This is a genomic window from uncultured Desulfovibrio sp., assembly GCF_944324935.1.
Classification (GTDB): Bacteria; Desulfobacterota; Desulfovibrionia; order Desulfovibrionales; family Desulfovibrionaceae; genus Desulfovibrio.
Genome location: NZ_CALUYG010000037.1, coordinates 1 through 26,140, shown reverse-complemented (window position 1 = coordinate 26,140; position 26,140 = coordinate 1). Strand labels below are relative to the sequence as shown.

Annotated in this window: 19 protein-coding genes, 1 pseudogene and 1 riboswitch; of the genes and pseudogenes, 5 read left to right on the top strand and 15 right to left on the bottom strand. The window is 67.2% G+C overall.

The window, feature by feature from the left end; all coding sequences use genetic code 11:
- The 14 genes and pseudogenes from Q0J54_RS09195 to Q0J54_RS09130 form a co-directional block, all read right to left on the bottom strand.
- The coding region (locus tag Q0J54_RS09195) for a nicotinate-nucleotide--dimethylbenzimidazole phosphoribosyltransferase (RefSeq protein ID WP_296305176.1) at positions 1-491 on the bottom strand (491 nt) is incomplete at its 3' end.
- Positions 492-544: 53 nt separating this feature from the next.
- A complete protein-coding gene (cbiB, locus tag Q0J54_RS09190; protein ID WP_296305175.1) occupies positions 545-1,534 on the bottom strand; it encodes an adenosylcobinamide-phosphate synthase CbiB in 990 nt (329 codons plus the stop codon).
- Positions 1,534-4,170, bottom strand: coding sequence for a cobyric acid synthase (locus Q0J54_RS09185; RefSeq protein WP_296305174.1), 2,637 nt, complete (start codon positions 4,168-4,170; stop codon positions 1,534-1,536). Before Q0J54_RS09185 ends, cbiB begins: the two co-directional genes overlap by 1 nt.
- Positions 4,167-6,170 (bottom strand): cobyrinate a,c-diamide synthase, encoded by a 2,004-nt coding sequence (locus tag Q0J54_RS09180; protein ID WP_296305173.1) that lies wholly within the window; start codon positions 6,168-6,170, stop codon positions 4,167-4,169. Before Q0J54_RS09180 ends, Q0J54_RS09185 begins: the two co-directional genes overlap by 4 nt.
- A 287-nt stretch (positions 6,171-6,457) precedes the next feature.
- Positions 6,458-9,067 carry a precorrin-4 C(11)-methyltransferase gene (cobM, locus tag Q0J54_RS09175; protein WP_296305172.1) on the bottom strand — a complete coding sequence of 870 codons (2,610 nt, stop codon included), beginning with the start codon at positions 9,065-9,067 and terminating at the stop codon, positions 6,458-6,460.
- On the bottom strand, positions 9,064-11,604 hold the full coding sequence (gene cbiD, locus Q0J54_RS09170; RefSeq protein ID WP_296305171.1) for a cobalt-precorrin-5B (C(1))-methyltransferase CbiD: 2,541 nt from the start codon (positions 11,602-11,604) through the stop codon (positions 9,064-9,066). The genes cobM and cbiD overlap by 4 nt, the downstream gene beginning before the upstream one ends.
- Before the next feature lie 41 nt (positions 11,605-11,645).
- Positions 11,646-12,287 carry a precorrin-8X methylmutase gene (locus Q0J54_RS09165; RefSeq protein ID WP_296305170.1) on the bottom strand — a complete coding sequence of 214 codons (642 nt, stop codon included), beginning with the start codon at positions 12,285-12,287 and terminating at the stop codon, positions 11,646-11,648.
- A 13-nt stretch (positions 12,288-12,300) separates the two neighbouring features.
- Complete coding sequence (cobI, locus tag Q0J54_RS09160; RefSeq protein WP_296305169.1) at positions 12,301-13,002, bottom strand: precorrin-2 C(20)-methyltransferase; 702 nt, start codon at positions 13,000-13,002, stop codon at positions 12,301-12,303.
- A 277-nt stretch (positions 13,003-13,279) separates the two neighbouring features.
- Positions 13,280-14,800, bottom strand: a pseudogene (locus Q0J54_RS09155) (trimethylamine methyltransferase family protein).
- 103 nt (positions 14,801-14,903) lie between these two features.
- Positions 14,904-16,658: an ASKHA domain-containing protein gene (locus tag Q0J54_RS09150; protein ID WP_296305168.1), complete on the bottom strand. Its 1,755-nt coding sequence runs from the start codon at positions 16,656-16,658 to the stop codon at positions 14,904-14,906.
- A gap of 3 nt (positions 16,659-16,661) precedes the next feature.
- Positions 16,662-17,369, bottom strand: coding sequence for a DUF1638 domain-containing protein (locus Q0J54_RS09145; RefSeq protein WP_296305167.1), 708 nt, complete (start codon positions 17,367-17,369; stop codon positions 16,662-16,664).
- Positions 17,370-17,428: 59 nt separating this feature from the next.
- The gene (locus tag Q0J54_RS09140; RefSeq protein ID WP_296305166.1) at positions 17,429-18,079 is read right to left on the bottom strand and encodes a B12-binding domain-containing protein; all 651 of its coding nucleotides are present in this window, start codon (positions 18,077-18,079) and stop codon (positions 17,429-17,431) included.
- A gap of 11 nt (positions 18,080-18,090) precedes the next feature.
- Positions 18,091-18,987, bottom strand: a complete 897-nt coding sequence (locus tag Q0J54_RS09135) for a GTP-binding protein (RefSeq protein ID WP_296305165.1) — start codon at positions 18,985-18,987, stop codon at positions 18,091-18,093.
- A gap of 108 nt (positions 18,988-19,095) precedes the next feature.
- Positions 19,096-20,451 carry a uroporphyrinogen decarboxylase family protein gene (locus tag Q0J54_RS09130; RefSeq protein ID WP_296305164.1) on the bottom strand — a complete coding sequence of 452 codons (1,356 nt, stop codon included), beginning with the start codon at positions 20,449-20,451 and terminating at the stop codon, positions 19,096-19,098.
- Positions 20,452-21,037: 586 nt separating this feature from the next.
- On the opposite strand from Q0J54_RS09130, the gene Q0J54_RS09125 reads away from it, so the two are divergent.
- Positions 21,038-22,051 carry a radical SAM protein gene (locus Q0J54_RS09125; RefSeq protein WP_296305163.1) on the top strand — a complete coding sequence of 338 codons (1,014 nt, stop codon included), beginning with the start codon at positions 21,038-21,040 and terminating at the stop codon, positions 22,049-22,051.
- A gap of 207 nt (positions 22,052-22,258) precedes the next feature.
- Here the strand turns inward: Q0J54_RS09125 and Q0J54_RS09120 are convergent, their stop codons facing one another.
- Entirely contained in the window at positions 22,259-22,951 is a 693-nt protein-coding gene (locus Q0J54_RS09120) for a GntR family transcriptional regulator (protein WP_296305162.1), read from the bottom strand.
- A gap of 137 nt (positions 22,952-23,088) precedes the next feature.
- Positions 23,089-23,277, top strand: a riboswitch (cobalamin riboswitch).
- Positions 23,278-23,329: 52 nt separating this feature from the next.
- Between Q0J54_RS09120 and Q0J54_RS09115 the strand changes: the two genes are divergently transcribed.
- The 4 genes from Q0J54_RS09115 to Q0J54_RS09100 all read left to right on the top strand — a co-directional run.
- Positions 23,330-24,139 carry a GntR family transcriptional regulator gene (locus tag Q0J54_RS09115; protein WP_296305161.1) on the top strand — a complete coding sequence of 270 codons (810 nt, stop codon included), beginning with the start codon at positions 23,330-23,332 and terminating at the stop codon, positions 24,137-24,139.
- A 287-nt stretch (positions 24,140-24,426) separates the two neighbouring features.
- Positions 24,427-24,786: a pyrrolysine--tRNA(Pyl) ligase small subunit gene (gene pylSn / locus Q0J54_RS09110; RefSeq protein WP_296305160.1), complete on the top strand. Its 360-nt coding sequence runs from the start codon at positions 24,427-24,429 to the stop codon at positions 24,784-24,786.
- The gene (gene pylSc, locus Q0J54_RS09105) at positions 24,783-25,622 is read left to right on the top strand and encodes a pyrrolysine--tRNA(Pyl) ligase large subunit (RefSeq protein WP_296305159.1); all 840 of its coding nucleotides are present in this window, start codon (positions 24,783-24,785) and stop codon (positions 25,620-25,622) included. Before pylSn ends, pylSc begins: the two co-directional genes overlap by 4 nt.
- Positions 25,619-26,140 (top strand): radical SAM protein (locus tag Q0J54_RS09100; protein ID WP_367172238.1); only part of this gene is annotated, 522 nt, incomplete at its 3' end. The genes pylSc and Q0J54_RS09100, both read left to right, overlap by 4 nt.

The following is a 26,140-nucleotide window of genomic DNA, read 5'->3' as shown; positions in this document are numbered from 1 at the left end:
TGCGTGCCCCGCGCCGCGTCCTCGGGCGCCAGGTCGATGCCCGCCTGAAGGCAGGCCAGGGCCTCCTCCCGCGTCATGGCCGGGCCTTCGCTGAAGTCGCGGCAGCCGGGCATGACCTTACGGCGCACCAGGCCTTCCGCCCCTTCCAGCGCATCGGCCACGCCCACGTCCACGACCACCAGCCGCGCCCCGGCGTTGCGGCAGAAGGCATTGATGGTGCCGCCCCCGGCAAGGAAGTTGCGTACCTGGATGGCGGTCACTTCCGGGCCCGTGGCGCTGACCCCTTTGGCGGTGATGCCGTGATCCCCGGCAAAGAGTACCACCGCCTTGCGGGCAAAGGACGGGCGCGCGTCATCCGTGATGCCGCCGAGCCGGATGGCCAGCTCTTCCAGCTCGCCGAGACTGCCCGGAACCTTGGCCAGACTGTCCAGCCGCTGCCGGACGGCGTCGGCCGCCTGTCGGGAAAAGGGAGGAATGGTCAGATGCCGCATGATCGTCTCCTGCAAAGGCTGCCGCAAGGGCAGGTTGGAGGAAGAAGCGCGACTCAGCCGCGCAGGACTCCCCATGACACGAGGCTGAGGACAACAGCGGAGAGCGCGACCGTCGCCCGCATGAGGCGGACGGCCAGCAGGATATGACGTTCCGTGGCCTGCGGCGTGCCGATGCCGAGCCACGGATGTTCCACGATCAGGTCGCCGTAGATCGCGGGGCCGCCCAGCCGCAGCCGCAGCGCCCCGGCAAAGGCGGCTTCGCTCCAGGCGGAGTTGGGGCTTTCGTGCGCGTAGCGGTCACGCCAGCCGATCACAAGGGCCTGTCCGGCTCGTACGCCGGGCACGAACAGGGCCGCCAGCGCCGTGCAGGGCAGGGACAGGCGGGCGGGAACGGCATTGAGCAGGTCATCAAGACGCGCGGCGGCCGTGCCGAAATCACGGTAGGTGTCGTTGCGCTTGCCCCACATGGCGTCCAGCACGTTGGCGGCCCGGTGCAGCGCCGCGCAGGCGGCGGCCCCCGGCAGGCCGAAGAGCAGCAGGCCGCAGGCGGCCCAGAAGAGCGTGGCCAGCACGCCGTCGGTCATGTTCTCAGCCACGCTCTCCACACAGGCGCGGGCCACGCCGTGGGCGTCCAGCGCCTCGGTGCGGCGGCCCACCAGCAGGGAGACGGCACGCCGGGCGGCGGGCACGTCCCCGCGTCGCAGGGGGGCGGCCACCCGCAGGGCATGTTCGGCCAGACTGCGCGGCGCAAGGCAGACGGAGACCAGCAGCACGGCGGCGAGGCAGTCCAGGCCCATGCCCGCCCGTGCGGCAAGCAGGACGAGAAGGAACGCCGCCAGCAGACAGGGCAGCACCACCAGCAGGCAGGCCAGCAGGCCGCGCAGGAACATGACCGGCCCGTTGGGCCCGCGCCGGAGCAGGCCCTCCGTCCACAGGGCCAGACGCCCCATGCCGCAGACAGGATGCCAGGCGGCGGGGGGCTCGCCCAGCAGGCCGTCCAGCAGCAGGGCGGCGGGCAGGAAAAGCAGGGTGGCCGTCTCCATCACAAGCCCATACTCCGGCAGATGGCGGACAGATCGACATGTTCGCGCACCATGTCCGCCAGACGGTCCAGCGCCTTTTCCAGATCATAGGACGCAAGCTGTCGGCCCTGCGGCGCAAGGCCCACATCCGCCCGCACATGGTCGAGCCAGGCGCGGCGGAAGGCATCGTCATCAAATACGCCGTGCAGATAGGTAGCCCAGTTGCGCCCGCTGACATAGCCGCAGACGTCTTCCGCCGCGGGGCGGCCGTCCTGCCCGCAGCGGCGGAAGAGCGGACGGGCGGACGGGCCGTGACGGGTGAGGCCGTGGTGGATCTCATAGCCGCCGGTAGGCACGCCCAGCGGACTTTCGGCCCGCTCCACACGGATGAGGGTCTTGCCGGACGCAAAGGTGGAATGCAGCTCCATGATGCCCAGGCCGGGCACTTCCGGCGTGGCGGATTCCACCCCGGCGGGGTCAAGGATGCTGCGCCCCATGATCTGCAGGCCGCCGCAGATGCCGAACAGCCATTTCCCCTGCGCGGCATGGGCCTCGATGCGCTCGGCCAGTCCGTTGTGGCGCAGCTCGGCCAGATCCGGCACCACGCTCTTGGAACCGGGCAGCATGACCACATGCGGGTCGCCCCATTCCTCGACACGGCGCACAGGCCGCAGGCGCACGTCCGGCTCCAGATCCAGCGGCGCGAAATCGGTGAAGTTGGAAACATGCGGCAGCATGATCACCGCGATGTCCAGCACCCCCGGCGGGACCGGCCCGGCGGGGGCGGCGTCGCTCCAGGAAAAGCCGGCCATGTCCTCTTCGGGGAGGTTGAGATCGCGGATATAGGGAACTACGCCCAGTACCGGCACGCCCGTATGGGCCCGCAGATAGTCATGTGCCGGAGCCAGCAGGCTCGCATCTCCCCTGAAGCGGTTGACGAGATAGCCGTGCAGCAGGCGGCGTTCGTCAGGAGTGAAGGTCAGCCAGGTACCGAGGAAGGAGGCATAGACGCCGCCGCGGTCGATATCCCCCACCAGCAGCACCGAGGCCTCCGCATGGCGGGCCATGCGCATGTTGACCAGATCATGCCGCTTGAGGTTGATCTCGCCGGGGCTGCCCGCGCCTTCCAGTACCATCACCTCGTGCTCCGCGGCCAGACTGTCGTAGGCGGCAGCCACCTGCCGCCAGAGATCGTCCTTGCGGCGGTAGTAGTCGCGCACGCCGAAATGTCCCACGGGCTGCCCCAGCAGTACCACCTGGGAACCGGTATCGGAATGGGGCTTGAGCAGGATGGGATTCATGCGGGCTTCCGGGTCCAGCCGGGCGGCCTGGGCCTGAAGGATCTGGGCCCGCCCCATCTCGTCCCCGGCGGCGGTGACGCCGGAATTGAGGGACATGTTTTGCGCCTTGAAGGGGGCGACATCGTAGCCGTCCTGCCGGAAGATGCGGCAGAAGGCCGCGGCAAGGACGCTCTTGCCCGCATGGGAGGATGTGCCCTGGAGCATGAGGGCCGGCACGCGGGGCCGGGCGGCCGGACGCGGGGGCACGGGGCGGTCCCGCGCCTCGCTCAGGATGTCCGCCAGCGCGGCGGCAAGCCGTTCATGCTCGTGGGGGAAGCGCACCGCCGCGCGGAACCAGCCGCCGTTCGCCATGCCGTCGTAATTGGCGCAGTCCCGTACGGCCATGCCGTAGCGGCGCAGGAGACGGTCGTTGAGGTCCGCCGGGGCCTGCGCGCAACGAAAGAGAACATAGTTGGCCGCCGAGGGAAAGACCTCCACGCCGGGCAGGGCGGCCAGCGCCGCCGCCAGATGGGCACGGCGCCGGGCATTGGTCGTGCGGGTGCTTTCGGCAAAGTCGGAGGTATCCTCCAGCACGGCCACGGCGGCGGCCAGCGCAAGGCCGTTGACGTTCCAGACCGGCAGTTCCGCCTGTATGGCGGCGGCCAGCGGCGCGGGAGCGGCCAGGAAGCCCAGCCGCAGGCCGGGCAGGGCGTGGAACTTGGTCAGGGAGCGCAGCACCACGGCCTGTTCCGGCAGATCGCCCAGCAGGGAGACTTCCCGTTCGGGACCGGCGTACTCCACGAAGGCCTCGTCCAGCACCCAGAGCAGATCGGGCCGTCGGGCCATGAGGCGGCGCAGCGTCGCCGGCGAGCGGAACAGGCCGGAAGGATTGCCGGGATTGGCCAGAAAGAGGGGGCTGCCCTGCGGCACGGCCTCAAGCCCCTCCATGAGCGGCGGCACGGCGGCGCCTTCCGGCAGGGGGATGGCTTCCTGATCCCGCAGGCGCAGGATGCCCATGCCGGCCCGTTCACAGGCCAGCGCGTATTCGCTGAAGGCCGGCTCCACCACGCAGGCTGTCGTCATGCCGCGCCGGGCAAGGGCGCGGGCCAGCGCATGGATGAGCTCGTTGCTGCCGTTGCCGAAGACGAAGCAAGAGGCGGGCAGGCCGTAACGGCGGGCGGCGGCCTCGCGGGCCTCTTCCGCCTGAGGGGACGGATAGGCGCCCAGGGCCGCCTCGTTGCGCAGCAGGGCCGCCCGCAGGAAATCGGGCATGCCCTCGGGACGGACATTGACGCTGAAATCCAGCAGGGAAGCGGCATCCCTGCCCGCTGTCCTGCTCATGGCCTGGCGGTTGCCGCCGTGGGCGTCTGCCTTCATGGGTGACCTCGGAACTGTTTGGGGGCGGGGGCGCATGCCCCGTCAGGAAAAAGGAGGGACAGGATACAGGCGGCGCTGTCCTCGGGGCGGGCACGGGTGGTGTCCAGCCGGACCTGCGCCGTCAGGGGGGCATGGATATGCCGGGCCTGCCGGGCGGCATGGGGCCAGTCCGGCGTGCGGTCCGTGCGGCGGCATTCCCGCTGCCGCAGTTCGCCGGTGTCGCATCCCACCTGCACGCAGAGCACCTCCACGCCGTCAAGGCGGCGGAAAAGATCCTCCACCCAGTGCGCGCGCTCGCCCACCACATGGTCCACGATGACCCAGCCCCCGGCCTGTGCCGCCGCGGCCACGGCCGCATGGAAACTTTGGATGAGCGGCAGGCCCGTTGCCGCCAGCGCCGCCAGCACGGATTCCTGACCGCCGGACGCCGCCCGGAGGAAGTCATCCACGGCAAGCAAAAGCGAGTGGCGGCCGTGATCGCGCAGGAGGGCCGTCTGAAGGGCGCGGGCCAGCGTGGTCTTGCCCGCGCTGGAAGGTCCGTTGAGAAGGATGACCTGTCCGCCGGACATCGTGTCCGTTGCCGGGGCGTTTTCCGGTTCGGGCGATGGGCCGCCGTCTGGGACGGCGGGTGTGTCGTCCGCGCCGTCCGCGTACGTCTGGGCAAGGCCCCAGAATAGGTGCACATAGCCTGCCCGCACCGCGCCGTGCGCCACGCCCGCCGTGCGTTCCCCCCGGCTGTCCCGCACCGTGTAGAGCGGCGCATAGGGGTGGTGCAGCTCGATGTCCGACCAGTGGAACTCATGGCCGCGCAGGGTATGGCCCGGCAGACCGAAGGGCGCGTCCGTGAGCAGGGAGACTTCGCGGTAGCCGAGGGAGCGCAGGCGTCCGCCCATGCGGGCCGTGGCGTCCAGCACGCCGCACATGGGCCAGCGGCGTTCCTCGTTCCCGGCATCAGTGGTGATCAGCTCGGAGCACAGATACATGTAGCCGCCGCATTCGGCATAGATCTCGCCGCCGCGCGCGGCAAAGTCCCGGATGGCCTCGCGCATGGCCGTGTTGACCGCAAGCCGTTCGGCAAAGACTTCAGGATAGCCGCCACCCAGATAGAGGGCCTCCGCATCCGGCGGCAGGGCCGTGTCCGTGAGCGGGGAAAAGGGGATCAGCTCCCAGCCGCGTTCCCTGAGGGTGCGCTCATTGGCGGCATAGTAGAAACAGAAGGCCTGATCCTTGGCCACGGCCATGCGGCGCGGCGGACAGGCGGCGGACGGCGCGGCGGGCGGGGGAGCGGGCGCGACAGGACGCGGACAGCACGTCCGGGCCAGCAGGCCGTCCAGATCGACGTGTGCCTCCACGGCCTCGGCCAGCGCATCCAGCCAGCCTGTTGAGCAGCCCGCCTCTTCGGCGGGCAGCAGGCCGAGCTGACGTTCGGGCAGGGTCCAGCGATTGTCGCGCGGCAGGGCCCCGAGCAGGGGCGGCAGCTGTTCCCGCTCCAGCGCCCGGCGCAGCAGATCGGCATGACGGGTGCTGCCCGCGCCATTGGCGATGACCCCGGCCATGCGGACGCCCCAGCGGGCCGCATGATCCCGAAAGCCCGCCACCAGCGCCGCAAGGGAGGCGGCCATGCCCCGCACGTTGCAGACCAGCACCAGCGGGATGCCCAGCGTGCGGGCACAGTCCAGCGTGCTGCCTTCAAGGCTGTCGGGGCCGCGCCCGTCCAGCAGGCCCATGACGCCTTCGCAAATGGCCACATCCGCATCATGCGCCTGCATGTCCCAGAGCAGACGCACGCCGGAGCGGCCCATCATCCAGGTGTCCACATTGCCGGCCGGACGGCCCGTGGCCAGCGCGTGAAAGGTGGGATCGATGTAGTCCGGGCCGCATTTGAACCCTTGCACGCGCAGACCACGCAGCGTCAGCGCACGCATGAGCGCCGTGCTGAGCGTGGTCTTGCCTTCGCCGGAACGGGGCGCGGCAAGGCAAAAGGCGTGGAATGTCGTCATGCGGCCACCTTTTCCTCTTGGATTGTCATCGCATTTTTACTGACGCTCAATAGAGAGAATATACTGATCACCTGTATTTTACCGAGTGTCAGCCGTTTCCCCGGTAAAAGCGCGCTGGAGGAAGGGTGGGGGGGGAACCCCTCTCTCCCTCGCCGGCGGCGACCGAAAGGCGGCCCGGAGGGCCGTGCCCGTTAGACGACGCAGGAGCCTTACGGGCATCGACAGCAGAGCGAGGGGGTTCCCCTCCCCCCTAAAAAAACACGCTTCCCGCCATGCCCGCCGCGACATCAGGCTTTGCCGTCCAGATATTTTTCCACATAGCCGCGGGCCTCGTAGAGCACGCCGTCCTCGTAGCGGGTGCGGGCGCTGCCCATGAGTACGAGGGTGGACATATCCACATCGTCCGCGGGGAAGTCGGCCAGCCTGCCGACCCAGCGTTCTTCCCGCGGGCGGCCGGCGTTCTTCACCCAGGCGCAGAGCAGCTCCTCCCCGCGCTCCTCGCGGAAGATGCGCAGCGCCTCTTCCAGCAGATGGCGGCGCTTGCGGCCGGCGGGATTGTACAGCGTCACCGGCAGGGCCGAGGCGGCCACGGCCCGCAGGTTGCGGCGCACCTCGTCGGCGGGCACCAGCAGATCCGAGAGGCTGACCAGCGAAAAGCCGTTCTGCAGCGGCGCGCCCAGCGACGCGGCGGCGATATTGGCGGCCGTGATGCCGGGCAGCACCGTTATGGGGATGCCGTGGAAGGCCTCCTCGCGGGAGCGCAGCTCGAACAGCAGGCCCGCCATGGCCAGTATGCCGGGATCGCCGGAGCAGACCATGCAGACCGTATGCCCGGCGGCAGCGCTTTCCAGCGTGCGGCGGCAGCGTTCGACCTCGCCCATCATGCCGTTCTGGATCACGTCGCGGTTGCCGATGCGCTGCCGGATGAAGTCCAGATAGGGGCCGTATCCGGCCAGCACGTCGCTGTCCGCGATGGCCGCGCTGACCTGCGGGGTGATCTGCGCCTCGTCGCCGGATCCGAGGCCCACCACCAGCACCCGGCCGCCGGCGCGTGAGGGGCCTGCCAGATGAGGCAGGCAGGCCAGCGCCAGGGTGATGCCCTCCCCGACGATCTTGGGCTGGAGGAGATGTCCGCCCTTGCCGGCGGAGAGCAGGCAGGCGGCCTCGCTGACCGAGGCGGTCCCCACACGATCCCGTACCCTGGCCGAGGGCGTGGGCACGGGTACTTCGTCGAGTTTGTCGGCGGGGTGGAGATCCAGCGGTATCCCCCATTCCCGCGCCAGGGCGAGGATGGCTTCCTCGTCGGCCTTGATGTCGCAGGAGGCCAGCCGGGCGATCTGCCGGGGCGCGATCCCCAGCCGGGCAAGGCAGGCTTCCGCCTCGCGCCGCAGCGTTTCCGGGGCGATGCCGCGACGGCAGCCCAGGCCCAGCACGAGGGCGCGGCTCGTGATGTCCAGATGTTCCACCCCGGCGGGCGCTGTGCCTTCCGCATCCCAGAGCACGGCGCGCGGGGTGCGGATGTCCTCGGCGCGTGCCGCAAAGACCACCTGACCGGTCGCGGCGAAATGGGCCTCGTAGATGTCGTGCGGGCCACAGAAGGTGATGCTTTCGCCGGCCAGCAGGGCCGCATTGAGGGGACGGATGGCGTTGATCGTCAGCACGCGGGCATGGAGACGGGCCGCCACTTCGTCAAAGGCGGGCAGGCCGTTGACGTCCGTCGCCGTGCTGACCACCGCCTGACCGCCGGTGAGGCGGGCGATGCGCCGGGCCAGCCGGTTGGCCCCGCCCAGATGGCCGGAGGTGAGGCTGATGATGTGGCTGCCGCTTTCCGGGCAGGCCAGCACCGCCGGGTCCGTGGATTTGTCTTCCAGCAGGGGCGCGATCTTGCGTACGGCGATGCCGGTGGCGCTGATGAAGACATGCGCCGCGAACCGTCGCCAGTTCGCCCGCAGGGCGGCGTCGAAGCCGTCGCCCGGCAGATGGACGATGCCGGCGGCGGCCTCTTCCGCGCTCAGGGGGCGGGTGGAGAAGATGCTCGCGGGCAGATCGAGCCCGGCCGCCACCTCGCGGGCCCGGGCCAGCCCTCTGGCCGTAAAGGCGTAGAGGGCGCAGGGCCCGTCGAAGTGTTCCGCGGGCAGATGATTGCGGTAGCCGTGCGAAAATTGCGCGTCATACAGGCGGGACGCGCTTTCGTGCGGGCGCAGGGCCTCGCCCACGAGGATGAGGGCCTGACGGCCGATGCCCGCCGCTTCCACCTGCGCGGCGATGTCCGCAAGGCTGCCGCGCAGGACGCGTTCATCCGGCCAGGAGGCGCGGTAGACCACCGCCGCCGGCGTCTCGGGCGCAAGGCCGCCTTCCTCCATGAGGCGGGCGGACAGCGTGGCGATGTTGCCCGTGCTGAGGAAGAAGGCCAGCGTGGCCCCGGTGCGGGCAAAGGCCGCGGCGTCCTCGGAAGCGGGCATGGGCGTGCGGCCCGGCGTGCGGGTGAGCACCACGCTCTGGCTGCCGTCCGGGCAGGTCAGTTCGCAGCCCAGCGCGGCGGCCGCGGCAAAAACGCTGCTGACGCCCGGCACGATGACGCTTTGGATGCCGTGCGCGGCAAGGCCGCGTATCTGCTCGTTGATGGCGCCGTACATGGCCGGGTCGCCGGTATGCAGGCGCACGACCTTCTGTCCCGCCTCGACGGCCGCGCGCAGGCAGTCCACCTGCGCCGCCAGGTCCATGCCCGCGCTGTCGAGACAACGGCATGAGGGCTTGCAGCAGGCAAGTTGTGCGGGATCGACCAGCGAACCGGCGTAGAGCACGAGGTCCGCCTCTTCCAGCAGACGGCGGCCGCGAACGGTGATGAGGTCTTCCGCGCCCGGACCGGCGCCCACGAAGGTAACGATGCGTTTCATGCCTGAGCCTCTTTCTGGAAGGTGAAGATATGGATGGTGCGCTGTGGGCTGAGATGCCGGTGCACGCGGGCAAGGGGAGCCTCCACGGCCACGTCCAGACGGCATATGCCCGTGCGTCGCTCCGGCGACCAGCGCAGCAGATCGTCAAGGCTTTGCAGGGTGACGGACGAGGCCGCCAGCAGACCGCCGGGCCGCAGGCGCTCCATGCAGGCCGTCAGCAGGTCGGGCAGTTCCCGGCCGCCGCCGCCAAGAAATATCCTGTCCGGGTCGGGCAGGGCGTCCGGCGCACCGGCGGGCAGACGCGACAGGGCCAGCGCTTCGCCCGTGCGGGCCGAGTAGTTGTCCAGACCCAGCCGGCGGGCATTGCGCTCCATGAGGGCCACGCGTTCGGCCTTGCGTTCCACGCCCACCACGCGCAGGCCGGGACAGAGTGCCGCGGCTTCCAGCCCCACGGAGCCGCTGCCCGCGCCCATGTCCCAGAGCACGCCCCAGTGCGGCAGACGCAGGCGGGAGAGGATGACCGCCCGCACATCCGGCGCGGTGATGAGGTGGGCCTCGTGCGCGTAGGCTTCATCCGGCAGGCCCAGGGCCAGCAGGGGCGGCAGGGCGGCGTTGGCCGGATCGTCCGCCTGATGTCCCAGCAGCACCAGCATCGAGGTGGGGCCGCAGGTCAGGGCGGCGATGTCGCGCAGCGGGGCCCGCACAAGGCGTTCCTCCGGGCTGCCCAGCCGTTCGGCCATGACGGCTGCCCGGCCGGCGGCCTCGGGATGCGTCTCCAGCACGGCGCGGGCGATGGCGTCCGCCGTATGGCGGCTGCCCGCGTAGGTGACGGTGAGCGGCCATTGCGCGATCTGCCGGGCCGGGATGTCCTCCCCGGCATGGACGCAGAAGAGGCGGGCCTCCTGCCAGGGGTGGCCGAGGCGGTGGAAAAGCGCCTGGAAGGCCGTTATGCCCGGATGAAAGATGATGTTGTCGCCGGGCCGGGCCAGCGCGGACAGGGTCCCGCCGAAGCCGTGATACAGGGCGTCCCCGGAGGTCAGTACCGCCATGCGGGCCCCTCCCCGGCTGCGCCGGAGGATATCTTCGGCGTCCTGCCGGGCATGGGCGGCGATGGCGTGGGTCTCCGCCAGGGGCAGGGGGCAGGCGGCCAGCAGGGCGCGCGAGGCATAGACCGCATCGGCTCGCGTGAGCAGGGCTCGCGTGGTCTCGTCGTCGGGGAAGCCGATGCCGCAGGAGATGACGTCCACCTGGCCGTTGCACTGGTTCTCCGGCCGGAGGAAATACGCTTCGTCCACGCTTTCCGGGGGATCGGCCCGCCGGACGGCCTGCCCTTCCGCCGCCGGGAGGTCTTCCGCCAAAGAGGCGGCGTCCGGCAGCGCATCCGGGTCGTCCGTCCGGGCCGGGGACGGGGCGGAGCCGGCCGGGAGGGCCTCCTCGAAAAGAAAACCGCCGTCAAAGTCGAAGACCAGCAGGCGCAGGGCCGGGGAGGCGGGACAGTGCCGGGCGAACTGTTCCAGTGCCCGATGGGCGAGGCGGCGCAGCAGGGCCGGGCGCGCGTCGTCGGGCAGGGACAGCAGGGCTTCGCGTACGGAAGCGCTGTGCGCCAGCGCCTCGTGCAGGGCCGTGGCCCGCGGCAGGCAGCGCCGCACCTCGGCGCGCAGCAGGGCCATGTCCTGCGTGCTTTTGGCGGCATGGGTATTGCGGAAGCCCGCGGCGTATTTGCAGAGTTTGCCGGCCATGCAGGCCACCACGATCTCCCGCATCCGGTTGTGGCAGGCCAGTTCCAGACTTTCGGCAATGAAGTCGCCGATGCAGACGAAGGCGCCGTCCGGCAGGTCCGGCAGGCGTTTTCCGGCTCCCGCCCGGGTGCGGCCGCCGGTGCAGAAGACCATACAGCGGCCGCCGTTGCGGGCATGGCCCTCCACACAGATGCGGATGGTGGCGAGGTAGGCCTCGTGACTGTAGGGGCGCACCAGCCCCGTGGCGCCGAGCAGGGAGAGGCCGCCCGCAACGCCCAGCTGGGGATTGAGCGTATGCCGTGCCAGTTCGACGCCTTCGGGGATACTGATCTCCAGCAGCCAGCAGCCGGAATGCAGCCCGGCCCGGCGCAGATTGTCCGTCAGCATGCGGCGCGGGCCGCTGGTGAGGGCCCAGTCCCCCGGTGCGCCGTCCAGCCCGGCCCGGGTGCAGAGGCCGATACCCGTGCCGCCGCGCAGGATGAGGTCGGCGTCCTCCACCCGCAGGAGGTGGTCCTCCGGGCGGCATTCGTCGGGCGTGGCGGCGCGCAGACGGGCGCAGACGGTGGCCCCGTGGGTGCAGTCGGGATCATCCCCGCCGTTCTTGCGGATGCAGGCCTGATAGGGCGCGGGGGGCGGCAGCAGCGGCAGGCGACGTTCCCGGCCGTCGAGGAAATGCAGACGGACGCTCTCCGGTCGTTCACCGTCCCGCAGACGCAGCCAGGCCGCCACGGCCACCGCCGCGGCACAGGCGCCCGTGGAATAGCCCCAGCGCAGACGTGCAGGTTCTTTGCTCACCATAACGAATCAGCCGTGCGGTACGAAAGGGAAGAGGCCGGGCCTCAGGCGCTCTCCATGACGGCGTGCAGGGTGGCCACGGCCAGCGCGCTGCCGCCGCGTCGTCCTTCCAGCACGATCTGCGGCACGTTGCAGCGGGCCAGCAGTTCCTTGGATTCCACCACGTTGACGAAGCCCACCGGCATGCCGACCACCAGCGCCGGGCGCACATCCTCCTCCAGGATGTAGCGGGCGATGCGGGCCAGGGCCAGCGGCGCATTGCCGATGAGGACGATGGCCCCCGGCAGCAGGGGGCGGGCCTTCTCCGCGCTGCACAGGGCGCGGGCGCAGCCTTCGGCCCGGGCGCGGGCCGCCACGTCGGGATCGCTGATGTGGCAGTGCAGATCCCCGGCGGCGTAGTCCGGGTGCAGACGGCGCAGCCGTTCCAGCGAAAGGCCGGAGCGCAGCATGCTGGAATCGGTGAAAATGGGGGCATGCGCCCGCAGGGCGCGCAGGCCCGCCTGGACGGCATCGTGCCGGAAGACCAGGGTATCGGCTATGTGCAGGTCGGCGGTGGTGTGGATGAGGCGTCGGGCCACGCGCCACTCTTCGGCGGGCATGTTGCGATGGCGGGGATATTCCGCCTCGATGCGGCGGAAGCTCTCCCGTTCGATCTCCGCGCCGCTGAGGTTCCAGCGAATCTCCATACAGGCTCCCGGCTTATCGTTTCTTGACGAACATGAGGGAAAGGTAGGTCTCCGGGCGTTCCGCGATGGCCGGCAGATCCGTCAGGATGCATTCGCCCGGCATGGAGAGATGCTCGCCGTAGAGGATTTCCACGTCATCCTCACGGGCCAGACGTTCGAGCAGGGCCTTACGGCTGCGGTAGGTCTTGAGGAGGACGGTGGTCGAGCCGGCGGGGAACTGGAGACTGTCGGCCATGTCCGCCCGGAAGGAGGGGACGATGCGCAATTGCTGGCCGTTCTCCACCAGCACGGTCCGGGCCCTGGCGGCAAAGGTGGCAAAGGAGGTGATACCGGGGACGATCTCCACCTCGAGCTCGGAGTGCTGCTGCCGGAGGATGCGCAGCACATAGCCGAAGGTGCTGTAGGTCATGGCGTCGCCGAGGGTAGCGAAGGCGCAGTCGCGCCCGGCGCGCAGTTCCGCCAGGATGGCGGCGGCGTTCTCCTCCACCCGGGCCTGACGTACGGCGGCGTCCCGGGACATGCTGAAGACAAGCTGGCGGATCTCCCCGCGGGGGGAGAGGGATTCCACCACGCTCCGGGAGGTGCTGTCCGCGGCATTGGCCGAGATGACGGTGAAGATGACGTCGACGCCGCGCAGCACGTCGGCGGCGCGAAGCGTCAGGTAGCGGGGGTCTCCGGGGCCGATGCCGACTCCGTACAGGCTGCCGAGTTTCATGAACGGTTCCTTCATGGCGCAGGGGACGCGGGCGCGTTCCGTGCGCGGTAAGAATGCCAGGGAAGACAAGGCGTCCCGACTCCGCCGGGCTGCCGCCGTCTTCCGTCCCTGTGCGGGGCGGTCAGTGCGAACGCCCTCCGTGGATAAGGACTGAAAATGCCGCGCATGTCAATAAAACATCAGCGTTCAGCCTGCGGCGGATCTGTGCAGGCCGCTGTCGGCGCGGCGGGCAGCCCCGCCGCGCCGGGACCCTCCGCCCCGGTCGGGGCAGGGGATCCTAGTAGAGGTCGTTGTCGATGAAGCGCTTGTCTTCCCTGCCCTTCCAGAAGTCGGCCACGCCGAGTTCCTCTTCGGCGTCCACGAGGATGTCGCGGATGGCCTTGACCTGGGCGGGACTGAGGGGGTTCTTCTGCTTGTGCGTGGCAAGGATCTCCCTGGCGCGCTCGCGGGCCTGTTCGTACAGGTCCGGCTTGCCGGAGCGTACCCACATATCGTAATTCTCGCGGTTCATCAGGCGGTAGGTGCTCAGTTCGTCCAGATGTTCCAGCGTATCCATTTCGGCAAGATAAGTGCCGAAGGGGCCGACTTCCTTGATCATGTCCGTGCACAGGGTCGTGGCGTCAACCTTGAAGCCTGCCAGCATGCGCAGCACATAATCAATGACTTCGTCGTCCACAAGCAGGGTCGGGATGTCGAACGTAATGCCCGTCTCAAGCATGCCCTGACCGAAAAGAACACTGGCACCTGCCAGAGCGGTCATCAGGCGGTTGAGCGCGCGTTCGGCGCCGGCCTGCATGTCATTGCACTTGCTGTCCGTCTAGCCACCAGCGATGTAGCTGGGGATATTGTAGTATTTGGACATGCGAGCGTGCGCGGCGTTGAGGACGAAGACCTCGGGAGCGCCCACGAGTGAAAGCCCCTTCTTCATGTCCATGACGCAGGCGGAGGAACCGTAGAAGGTGGGGTTGCCCTTCCTCACGCACTGCATCAGGGTGTTGAAGGCCAGGAAGTCGGCGTTGTGCACGGCCACGCTGCCGGCATAGTGGATGGGGGAGGTGGCCCCCTGCTGCACCATGACCAGGATGTGGTTGGGCAGGCCGGCTTCGGACACGATCATGGCGTTTTCGCACGCTTCCTCGGAGATGCGGAGCGGACTGATGGTCGTGTGGTTGAAGGCCGTACGCGGACGCTTGCGCAGTTCTTCCTTGCCGCCCACGGCGACCTCGGCCATCTGGATCATCTTTTTCGTCTGGAACGGCGAACCGGAGACCAGATGCATGGGCTTGCTCGTGTAGCAGAAGGCCACTTCCGCATTGTGCATGGAAGCGGACTCGCTCGGCACGTCCTGCGGGCCGATGGCGCGGTTATAGATGTGCACGTTGTCGAGGGCGTCGACCACGCGCACGATGTCCACCGCGTCCTGTTTGATGGTGGAACGGCGTTCGCCGGTGTTCATGTCCAGCGTGTAGATGCCTTCGCCGAAGTTGGAGGCGTAGACCTGATCCTGGGCCATGTGGATGTCGTCCTCTTCGGTCCTGCCGTAATGCACGAATTCCGACGGCACGGCTTCCAGCATGTCCTCGACCAGATGGCGCGGGAAGTGGGTGCAGCCCTCGTCGTCTTCCCAGCAGCCGTTGTCCCGAAGCACTTCGCGGGCCTTTTCGCTGCCGAAGGAGACGCCGCGGTCCTTGAGGACCTCAAGGGAGGCTTCATGGATCTTTTCGCAGTCCTTTTCGCGCAGGAAGTTCAGCGAAACGCCGACCCCGCCCGTCAGACTTGAATGCGCCCATCTTTTCATAACGATACCTCGCTCAAAAAAGAAGGTGTGATGTGCGTTGGGCGGCCATGCCGCCCGGCCCCAGCCATTGTATGCAGTACTGGAGAAGCCCGCCATGCTCCCTTCATACTGCGGGAAAGATCATCTGCTCCACATATTTTTCGGAGAAGGCGGCGTGGGCGGAAAGTTCGATGTACCGGGTCTGGCGGATCAGTTCCCCGGCGGCGGCCTGCGCGTCCTTTTCCGTCACGTGGCGCAACGCGCCGAAGCTGGCCGCATTGCCCAGCACCCGCACCCGCTCCTCCAGTTCCGCGGGGATGAGACCGATGCGGGCGGCGCTGCGCGGGCGCAGGGCCGAGCCGAAGCCGCCGGCCAGATAGAGCCGCCGGATGTCGCGGCTGTGCAGGCCGGCTTCCTGGAGAAGGATCTCCATGCCCGCCCGCACGGCGGCCTTGGCCAGCTGAATCTCGCGGATGTCCCGCTGGCTGAGGCTGACGGTCTCGGTCAGATGGAAGGCGTCTTCCCGGATGCGCTGCCCCAGCGCCGACTGGTCGGCTTCCAGGCGGCCCGTTTCGTCGACAAGGCCCGCGTCCAGCAGCAGGGCAAGGGCATCCAGCACGCCGGATCCGCAGATGCCCTGGGCGGGCGCGTCGCCGATGGTGCTGAAGTGTACGGGCTGGCCGGGTTCGGAGGTCACCGTGTCGATGGCGCCGTCCTGTCCGGCCATGCCGCAGGAGAGCGTCGCTCCTTCAAAGCAGGGGCCGGCCGCCGCCGAGCAGGCCAGCAGCTGGCCGTCCACGCACAGGACCGTTTCGGCATTGGTCCCCAGATCCACCAGCAGGAAGGGGCCCTGGGGATGGTGCGCGTCCGCCGCCAGCAGCGAGGCGACGATATCCGCGCCGATGTATGCGGAAATGCCGGGCATGAGGAAACAGCGCCCCGCCGATGCGATGCCCAGCTGACGGGCGGGCAGACGCATGGGCGCCAGCGTCACGGGGATGAAGGGGGCCTTGCTGATGTGTTCGCCGGGCAAGCCGCAGAGCAGATGCAGCATGGTCGTATTGCCGGTCAGGGAGAGGACGTCCACATCCTGCACGCCGCTTTCCGCCAGCAGCCGGTGCAGCATGGCGTCGATCTGACGGCAGATGGCCGCTTGCAGGGGATTGTCGCCCTGCCGTCCGGCGTTTTCCCACTCCATTTCCCCGTGGATGCGGCTGATGACGTCCGCCCCGTAGGGGGACTGGGCATTGCGCTCGCCCCGGGCGGCCAGGATGCGCCCCTCGCCAAGTTCCACCAGCAGGGCGGCCACGGTGGTTGTGCCGATGTCCACGATCAGCGCGTGGGAAGCTCCCCGCGGACGTAGGCCCAGGAGGCGGTTCCCGTACAGCAGGGCGTCGAGCGGCTGCCCGGAGCGGAGCAGGGCGGGCAGGGCCGCCAGCTCGTCGAGCGTGAGCTCATGCCCGGCGGCCCGGGCGGCGGTCAGCAGGCGCTGTATGTCGCTGCGCTGATCCTCGAGGCTGGCCTTGGCCACGGCAAGGGGGACACGCCGCACGAGCGGGGCATGTTCATAGGCCATGTCCGCAAACTGCGTCAGCACCTTCAGCGTGCCGGCGTGCGGCACGGTCACTTCCAGCCCGTCCCGTGCCCGCGTATGGCAGGCAAGACGCAGGCCGGCGTCCAGACGCTGCCGCCCCAGCAGGCGGCGTTCCTCTTCCGCAGGCTCGGTGTCGGCATAGATGAGGCACTTGCCGCACTTGCCGCGTCCGCAGGGCAGGGGCAACAGGCCCGCATCCCGCAGCAGGGGGGCGATGGGTTCGCCCGCCGCGCAGAGGAACTGCCGGTCGCCGTCCTGATGATGTACCGTTATGCGCGCATCCATGCCTTACTCCGCCGCGACGGCCACAAGGCCGCCGTCCGCATCCACATCCGGCGTCTGTCCGGGCAGGAGGGTCAGGAAGCGTTCGTCCCTGCCGCCCGCCAGCAGCGCCCGGAGGAAATCCGTCCTGCCCGCCGTGCTGCGATAGGGCAGGCCGCTGTCCTCGGCCACAAGGCGCGCGTCCCGTTCCACCTCCGCCTGGCGGGGGAATCCCTCCTGGCGGATGAGGCAGGCATTGGTGTAGCTGGCCAGCCACTGCCGCTCCTGCGCCATGAGGAAGTCGGCATTTTCGCTGCCGAAGCGCTGGAGGTAGTCATCGTACCGCTCCCGCCGGGTGCGGATGAATTCCAGTTGCGAGTAGCGCAGCCAGCCTGGGCTCATCCAGTAGGTGCTGCCGTCCCGTGATACGCCATTCAGTTCGTTTTGCGCGCAGCCCAGCAGCACGGGGATGCAGTCATGCACCCGCGGCATGACCAGGGTGGCCCTGCGGGAAGTGACGCCCGTGAGGCTCCGCCCGCAGAGTCCGTACCCGAGGATGATGCGGGCCGCCCCCTGCGCTTCCAGCTCGCGGATGGCCGCGCGCGCCTGCCGCCGAAGCTTGTCGGGATGATCATGCAGGCCCTGTTCGAGATAGCGGATGGCCGGAGCGTCGGGAAACTCCGGGGCCAGCCACTCAAGCTCGGGGCGAAAGACTTCGCAGCAAAGAAGGTACATGGCGATCCTCCCGGAAAGGGTCGGAGGCGGGCCGGGGCCCTTCCCCGGCCCGCCGGACGTCAGGCGTGCATGGCAGCGCAGACTTCCACGGCCTTTTCGGCGGCTGTCGAGGCGTCGGGGGTGTAGATGTCGGCCCCGATGGATTCGCGGAAGGCGTCATTGACCGGCGCGCCGCCGATCATAATCTTGACCTTGCCGGCCAGTTCCGGGTCGGCCGCCACGGCAGCGACCACGTCCTTGATGTGCACCATGGTGGTGGTGAGCAGGGCGGAACAGGCGATGATGTCGGCATGATGTTTCTTGGCCGCTTCGATGTACTTGGCGGGCGGGACGCTGTTGCCGAGGTCGATGACGTTGAGGCCCTTGGACTCCATCATCATGCGCACGAGGTTCTTGCCGATGTCGTGCAGGTCGTCCTTGATGGTGCCGATGACCACAGTGCCCTTCTGTTCAAGCTGATCTCCCACGAGCAGCGGGCGCAGCACATCGGTGCCGGCCGCCATGGCGCGGGCGGCGATGAGCACTTCCGGGATGAAGATGTCGTTGTTCTTGAAGCGTTCCCCGATGATGTCCATGCCGGGCATGAGACCCTCGTTGAGGATGGTGAGCGGGGCGATGCCCTCATCGAGGGCCTTCCTGGTCAGATCGGCCACTTCCTTCATCTTGCCCTTTTGGAGCTTTTCGGAGATTTCCTGCAGAATGGCGCTCATGGGAGGCTCCTTTATGCGGGCAGCGTTATGATGTGCCCGGCTTGTAGAGTGTTGCGTACGCTTTCGGCCGACCCCTGAAAGCAGATGATGGTCAGGGGCACCGGGGCGGCGGTGTCGGGGCGTTTTTCGATGCCCCGCCCGGTATCCGAAAGAAACCAGATGCCGTCACATGCGCGGACAAACCCCTTGACCCGCAGCACATGTTCTTCCTTCTCGAGGGCGGCGATGAGGTCGTCCGCCGAGCAGTTCACGTCGGTCAGGCTGAAGGTGTCCGGCCGCGTTTCCGGCGTGTTGAAGCCGAAGCTGAAGGCACGGGCGGCCCGCGCTGGCAGCGTGGCCGGATCGAGGCGGCCGCGGCTGGCGGTCACGACGGGCAGATCCGGTTCCCGGGCGCTGATGTAGGCGCGTGCCGCGGCGAGTTCCTGTTCCGTGGCCAGATCGCTCTTGGTCAGCACGGCCACCGTGGCCGAGGCCAGCTGGCGGGGGATGACCTCCAGCACATGGGCCAGCTTGAGACTCTTCACGGGATCGAACAGGCAGATGGTCGCAGTATGCTCAAAATCGTCATCCAGTCCGGAAAGCCGCAGCATCTTGTCCACAGTGGCGGGATCGGACATGCCCGAGGCCTCCACGATGACCAGATCCTCGTCCCGCCGGCGCAGGTCGCGCAGGGCCTTCACGAAGGATTCGCGCAGGCAGGCGCAGAAGACGGACCCGCCGCCGATCTCCACCACCATGCCGCCGGCAAGGCCGTCCCGGCGGAGCAGCTCGCCGTCCACGGGGATCTCGCCGAAGTCGTTGAGCAGCACCGCCACCTTGCGCGTGCGGCACTGCGTCAGCAAATGCCTGAGCAGGGTCGTCTTGCCGCTGCCGAGAAAGCCGGAAAGGATGACAAGTTCCTTGCGCATGTTCGCTCCTTCTGCTGCCGCTGGATGCGCGGGCATGGGCTGCGCGAGGGCTGCCGCCCCGCTGGGAGGGGGGAGGGACGGCAGTCCCGCCGCGCGCCTTGCCCCGGGCTACGGGAGCCTGGCGATGGCCTCTTCGATCTCTTCCCGCAGGGTCTCCACCGGCGGGATGAGGGACACATGCCGTATCTTGCCCTGCACCAGCAGGGACGGAAGATTGCTGAGGCCGACCTTCTTCATAAAGCTCAGGCTTTCAGGGAACATGATGGATCGCTCCACCACCCTGACCTTGTCGCCGTAGGCCTTGGCGGCGGCTTCGGCCGCGGCCACCATGTAGCCGCAGGCGGCGCAGGTCTTGGAATCGATGGTCACGGCTTCCAGCAGGACGTGGTCCAGCGTGTCGTAATCAGGCAGCTCGATGTCCGGCAGATTGTCCACCGCAACATAGTTTTCCAGCGCCTTACGCACGGTCTGCGGATTGCGGACAGCCTCGCCCACGCCGACGAGATTGGCGGCCGGCGCATCGAAGGGGACGTCGCAGCCCGGCGCGAGGATGAAGCGCCGCGTGCCCATCTTGTCCATGAGGTCGAGGGCTTCCTTCTGATTGTCCTGCTGGGTTCCGAGCAGCATGGTGACCGTCAGCTGCAAATTGCCGGAAATGGTGATGTCGTGGGCATCGGTGATCTTCTTGGCGGCGACGATATCGACATTTTCGTCGATGGCGATGCAGTCGGGCTTCGTCAGGCACATGGGCTCGATGTTCTTGGTGGCGTCGCCGCAGACAAAGAAGGAGGAGGGCGTGCCCTGCGCCCGCATGGCCGCGAAGAAGCGCGTATAGGGCTCGCTGAGGAAGGTCGCGAACATGTCGGGGGAGATCTGGGAGACCAGCGGGTCCACGGCGGCAATGATGTCGCAACCGGCTTCGACGTAGTAGCCGGCCACCTCCCGCACGCGTTCCTCGCAATGGTTCACGAGGGCCTTCACGCCATCCTCGTTGTCGTACATGTCCATGAAGATGTTGGTGCCGCGCAGATGGGAGGCCAGGGTGAAGGGACCGCAGACCAGACCATACATGGCGATGTCGGGGCGGGCCTTCTTGAAGCGCCGCATGACGTCGAGGATGAGGGGGATGCGGCCGTCTTCACGGGAGATGCGCTTGTCGGGGATGACGAGTTCGGCTTCCAGCGGGTGCGAGCAGACCGTGGGCGGGGTATTGTCGTACCAGGTCAGGTCGCAGCCCAGGATCTCGGCCTCCACCTGAAGGTCGAACATGGGCGTCATGCCGTCCGGCAGATACTGGGCCTCGGCTTCGAGGCAGCAGGCATAGAGCTTGTCGGCATCCTTGAACATCTCCTGCGCCGTATAGCCCTTCAGGTTGGCGATTTGCGAGCCGGTATAGGGGACCCACGGACAGCGTTCCACGGGCTTGCCCTTGAGAACTTCCATAATCAGCGCCTTGCCCTGCATATGATGCTCCTTGAAACGTTACGGTGGTGAGGAACGTTTTCGCCGGCTGGTCGTAGATATATCTCGTGATGTAAAAGTACCGCTCGCTCCCGCCATTGTCCAGCACTTTTCCGTAGATTGTAAAAAAATTTTTTCAATTTCCATTGTTTTTGTATAAAAAAATAATAAAAACACCATATTATGAAATATATCTTTTTGCGTTTTTCAATGCGGGAAAGGGATGTCCACGTCAGGGCCTCAGGGCGATATTTTGTAAATAACATATAGTATTTCAGTATATTATATGTATTTTTTTTCTCCTGGGAAGAGGCGGTGAAGGATGACGCCGCCCCCGACGGGACCGTGTGGCGCGGACGGAAATGGGGCGTTTTCAGGAGAAACGGGGATGGCGCTATAAAATGTATATAACATGTTTATATTTAATACACTTATTGTTTTTTGCGATGCGGGGAAAGGAGGGGGCGTCGGTTTCTTCCCTTGACAGGGGCAGGCTCATAGAGTGAATTTGAGATATATCAAAAACCGAAACAGGGACGGCAGAGCGGGGAAACCGCCGGTCCCGGCTGTCCTGCGGGAGGATACCATCATGGATATGCATGCTTATATCGACCGGCTCGAGGAAGGCGCGCTTCAGGGGCGGCTGGCTGCCCGGGAAGATGTGCTGCGGCTGCTGGAACTGCCCTCGGAGGGGGAGGATGTGCGCTATCTGGGGCGGGCGGCACGACGGGTCGCCCGGGCGGCGTCGCAGGATACCGGGCGTATCTGGAGCGCCATCGGGCTGGACAGCCGCCCCTGTCCCAAAAATTGCGCCTTCTGTTCCTTCGGCGAGGCCTGGGGCCTCGTCCGCGAGGAGCGGGAGCTCTCAGCCGGGGAGGTCATCGCCATTGCCCGCCGGCTGGTGGCGGCAGGGGCCGCCTGGGTCACTCTGCGGACGACGGAATATTACGGATTCGACCGCTTGTGCGCCCTGGCGCGTCAGATCCGGGCCGCCGTGCCGGGCGAGTATGAGCTGGTGGTCAACACCGGGCAGATGGACGAGGCGGAGGTGGCCGCCATGCGGGCGGCGGGCATCGGGGTGGTCTATCATTCGCTGCGGCTGGGCGAAGGCGTCCACACCTGCTTCCGCCCGGAAGAGCGGCTGGCCACGCTGCGTGCCATCGGGCGTTCTCCCCTGCGGCTGGCGCATCTGGTTGAGCCGGTGGGGCCGGAGCACAGCAATGAGGAGCTGGCGCATGTTTTTATGACGGCGCTGGAAAACGGCGCCAGCCTGAGTGGCGTCATGGCCCGGGTCAATGTGCCGGGAACGCCAGGCGCTTCCACGGCGGAGCTGCCGGAGGCCCGGCTTGCCCAGATCGCCGCCGTGACCCGTCTGTGCGGCGGGCTGCGCGTCCCCGACATCTGCGTGCATCCGGCCAGCCGGCAGGCGGTGGAGTGGGGAGCCAATGTCGTTGTGGTGGAAGAGGGGGCCGTGCCGCGCAGCGACGGTTTTTGCCGGGATGTCTGGCGGGGGTTCGATGTGGAGCAGGCGCGGGCGCTCCTGCGGGAAGCGGGCTATGCTGTCCGGCCGGCGGCATCCCCGGGAGGGGCGCAGGGGGCATAGGCCGGCGGCACAGGGGCTGCGAGCATCCCGCACCGGGGCAGGAAAACCCGTTCCGCCTGCGGCAGAGCTGCCTTTTTCCATGCTGCGGCGCTGCCGGAAAAGATCGGCTGGCGGCATACCGCCAGCTGCGGAGCACGATGACTTCCCGCCGCCTTGCCGCATGGAAAAATTCGGCTTTGCCCGGTCGGCGCACCCCTGCGTCCAGTTCTAGTCCAGGTCATAGTAGAGCTTGAGATATTTCTTGTGGACATCAAAGGACCAGTGCTCGACGCGAAAGATGCTCATGGCCGCGCCCTTGTTGCCGTACTTGACCGAATCGATGAAGCGGCGATGGGTTTCGAGGTTGAAGGCTTCCCACTCGTAGGAATAGCTGCGCCGGGGAAAATCATACAGCCGACGGCGCAGGCAGATCAGCGTCTGATCCAGCAGGGTGTTGGAGGAGAGATGGAGAAAGATGTTGTGAAAGCGGATATTCTCCTCGTAATACTCCATGTAGTTGTCGCTCTTGAGCAGCTCCCACTGGCGTTCGTTGGATGCCTCGAATTCCTCGATGTGACGCGGCCCCAGTTTTTCGAACACCTCGTTGAGGCAGTCCACCTCGACGGCGCCGATGATCTGGTAGGCGCTCCTGATGAATTCCGGCGTGATGGGGTTGATCTGTACACCCTTGCGCGGAAGAATGGAGACGAAACCCTCGGCCTCCAGGCGGATGAGCGCGTCCCGCAGGGGTGTCTTGCTCACATTGAGCCGTTCGCAGATGATGTCCTGATCCAGAAATTCGCCATAACGCAACGTCCCCTCGCTCATGGCGTCCTTGAGGTACTGGTAAACCTGTTCACGCAGGGAATCCTGGCGAGGAGCGGGGGAGTTCTGTTGACGGGGAGTGCGCGTGCGTTTCATATGTGTGCTCCGGGTTACCTGTCGCGTGGATTCCCTTTTTGGTATCATACGTTTCTTAGGTATGGAATATGAAAAATTTTTCTTGCTAACAGATATATCTTACTTTAGGGTCAGTTTGCACGTTACGCGGCTGCTGCCGCTGCTTTCGCATGGCGGGTGTCCGGGCGCAGCCCGGGAGAATTGGAAAGATCGGTGAAAATCCGACGCTGGCCCGCAACCGTGAGAGGGGACGATCCCGCAAGATGCCACTGTGATTCGGATCACGGGAAGGCGCGGGGGAGGAAGAACCTTGAGCCGGGAAGCCAGCCCGCCATTGCCCAACCCCAAAGGATGCCCGTGCATCCGGCTTGTCCACGAGGTCTGGACAGGAGGTACGTCATGTCTGTTTCCCGCCATGCCGCGGCAGGGAAGGAGCATCCTTCCTTGCGTGACCGCGTCTACCATCACCTTGCCCGCAAGCTGCAATCCTCTTCCCGCCATGCGTCCGCCTGCCTGGATCTGGAGGCCATCTGCCGGGAACTGCGCATCAGCCGCACGCCGCTGCGGGATGCCCTGTTGCGCCTCGAACAGGAGGGCATGATCGTCATCCGGCCGCGCCGGGGCGTGTTCATCCGCCCTGTCGGTCAGGAGGAACTGGCGGAGATCTGCCGGATACTCGGGCTGCTGGAGGCTGATGCGCTGGAAAGCAGTCTCCCCCGGCAGCGTCAGTCCCTGCTGCCCGGGCTGGAGAGCGCGCTGGCGGCGCAGCGCCACGCGGTCAGCGCGCACGATCCGGCCGCCTTCCGCCAGGCGGAAAACGCTTTCCACCAGCAGTTGCTGGGAGGAGCCGCACCATCGGTGCGGGCTTCGCTGGCCGGGCCGCTGTACCGGCGGCTGGCCATGCTGCCGCGCAGCAGGGAGAGTGAGCGGCAGCGCGCCCCCCGCATCCTTGCCGTGCATGAGCGCCTTCTGGATTCGCTCCAGCGCGGCAACGTGACGGCGGCTGCCAGCATTTTACGCTACGAATACTGGGTCCCCGGGCTCTTCACGCTCCTGCCCGCCGGACGGGCGAACAAGGCGGTCGCGCAGCTCGACGCGCCACAGGGGATACCAGGCGGCGGGCGGAGGCGCCCTCATGGCACGGTGACGGAGAGAGCGGACAGGAGCTCGCCGGACAGGCCGCGATTTCCGATGGCTTGTGATATATGAAAACCGGCATGACGGCAGGTTCTCTGGCTCTCTGCGGCGTGATCCAGAAAAATGTGTGATCTTCTGATATATCTTCTGGACAGTCCGTCAAGAGTAGGCTACTGTTTTTCCGACGCCTGAAAAAACGGCAGACAGCCAGAAAGGGGGTGTGGATCGTATGGATCGCAGGGACTCTAAACCCCTGTAGCCGGGTGAGACTCCCGGACACCCCGCCAAAAGATCCCTTCCGCCGCCGGAGCATGGCGGGAACTGCCGTGCCGCAAGCGCAGGCCGTCAGGAGTCTTTGCATGAGCGATATCCCGACGCCCACCCGTCCCGCTCCCAAAAAGCGGACCTACCGCAAGAATCAGCCGCTCTTCGCTCTCATCGGCAAGATGAAGCTCTGGCCGTCGCGGCGCGGCATCCTGCATGGCATCCGCAGCATGGAAGTGAACGGCGACCATGCCGTCATCTCCACCCACTGCGGCAAGACCTTCCTTGTGCGCAATGCGCGTACCTCCCGGGCCAGCCGCTGGCTGCGCAACAAGATATATGCCACCCCCTGCCCCATTTGCAGGGTCCCGGAGTGGAAGTTGCAGAAGTATCAGGGCACGGCCTTTCGCAAGAAGTCCGGCGCTGTCCTGCGGGAAGGAAGGGCGGACGCATGATCCAGTTCACCGAAGAACAACGGCACCGGCTTGCCGAGCTTGGCGCGGAGGCGGCCGGCCTTGACGCCGCATTCGAGGATGCCGCACAGCGCAACCGGGCCTTCCAGCAGTGGGAGAGCCGCCTTGTGGCCGGGCAGCAACAGCGGCTCGAACAATGGTGCGCGGAGCGGCGTCGTCCGTTCATCCTGGAGCTGGAGGAGCGGCTTGCCGCCGCCCTGCGGGCCGAAGGCTTCCTCCAGATGCATACGCCGCTCATCATCTCCCGCGCGCGTCTGGAAAAAATGGGCGTCTTTTCCGGTTCCATCATGGAGAAGCAGGTCTTCTGGCTGGATGACCGCCGTTGCCTGCGGCCCATGCTGGCCCCCAATCTCTACGAGTGCATGCGCGAACTGGGGCGGCTGCGGCCGCGTCCGCTGCGGCTGTTCGAGGTGGGGCCCTGCTTTCGCCGGGAAACGCAGGGACAACGGCACGCCAATGAATTCACCATGCTGAATCTGGTGGAGATGGGCGTCCCCGAAGGGGAAGACCTGCGGGAACGCCTGCTGCGCTGGGGCCGCCTCGTACTCGATACGGCGGGCATCGCCGGCTGGCGCATGGTCGGGGAGGAATCCTCCGTCTACGGCGAAACGGACGACTTTGTGGACGCAAACGGCATGGAGCTGGCCTCCTCGGCCGTCGGGCCCCATCCGCTGGATGCCCCCTGGGGGATCATGGAAAACTGGGTCGGCATCGGCTTCGGGCTGGAACGGCTGTGCATGGCCGCCACCGGTGAGAGCAATATGGCGCGGGCCGGGCGCAGCCTTGCCTACATCAACGGGATCAGGCTGCATTTATGAGCGGGCTTGCTGCACAGGACTGCCTGCGGGAGCTGTTCGCCCGCACGGAGCAGGGTGGGGAGGAAGAACTTTTCCGGCAGGTGCGGCAGGCGCGCACGGCCCGCTGGGGCGATCGTATCTTTCTGTACGGTTTCCTCTATCTCAGCACCTTTTGCCGCAATGATTGCGCCTTCTGCCAGTACCGGCGCAGCAATGCGGAGGAGCGGCGCTATCGTAAATCCCTGAGGGAGCTGCGGGAGGCGGGGCTTCGTCTGGCGGAGGACGGCGTCCATCTGCTGGACCTGACGCTCGGCGAGGATCCGTATCTCGTGGAGGGCGAGGGCTTTGCCCGGCTGGAGGAGATGGTAAGCGTCCTGCACCGGGAAACGGGCCTGCCCGTCATGGTCTCCCCCGGCGTCATCACGGCGGCGCAGCTCTCCCGGCTGCGGCAGGCGGGGGCGGACTGGTACGCCTGCTATCAGGAAACGCATGATCCGCGGCGTTTTTCCCGGCTGCCCGTCGGGCAGGACGTCGACCGT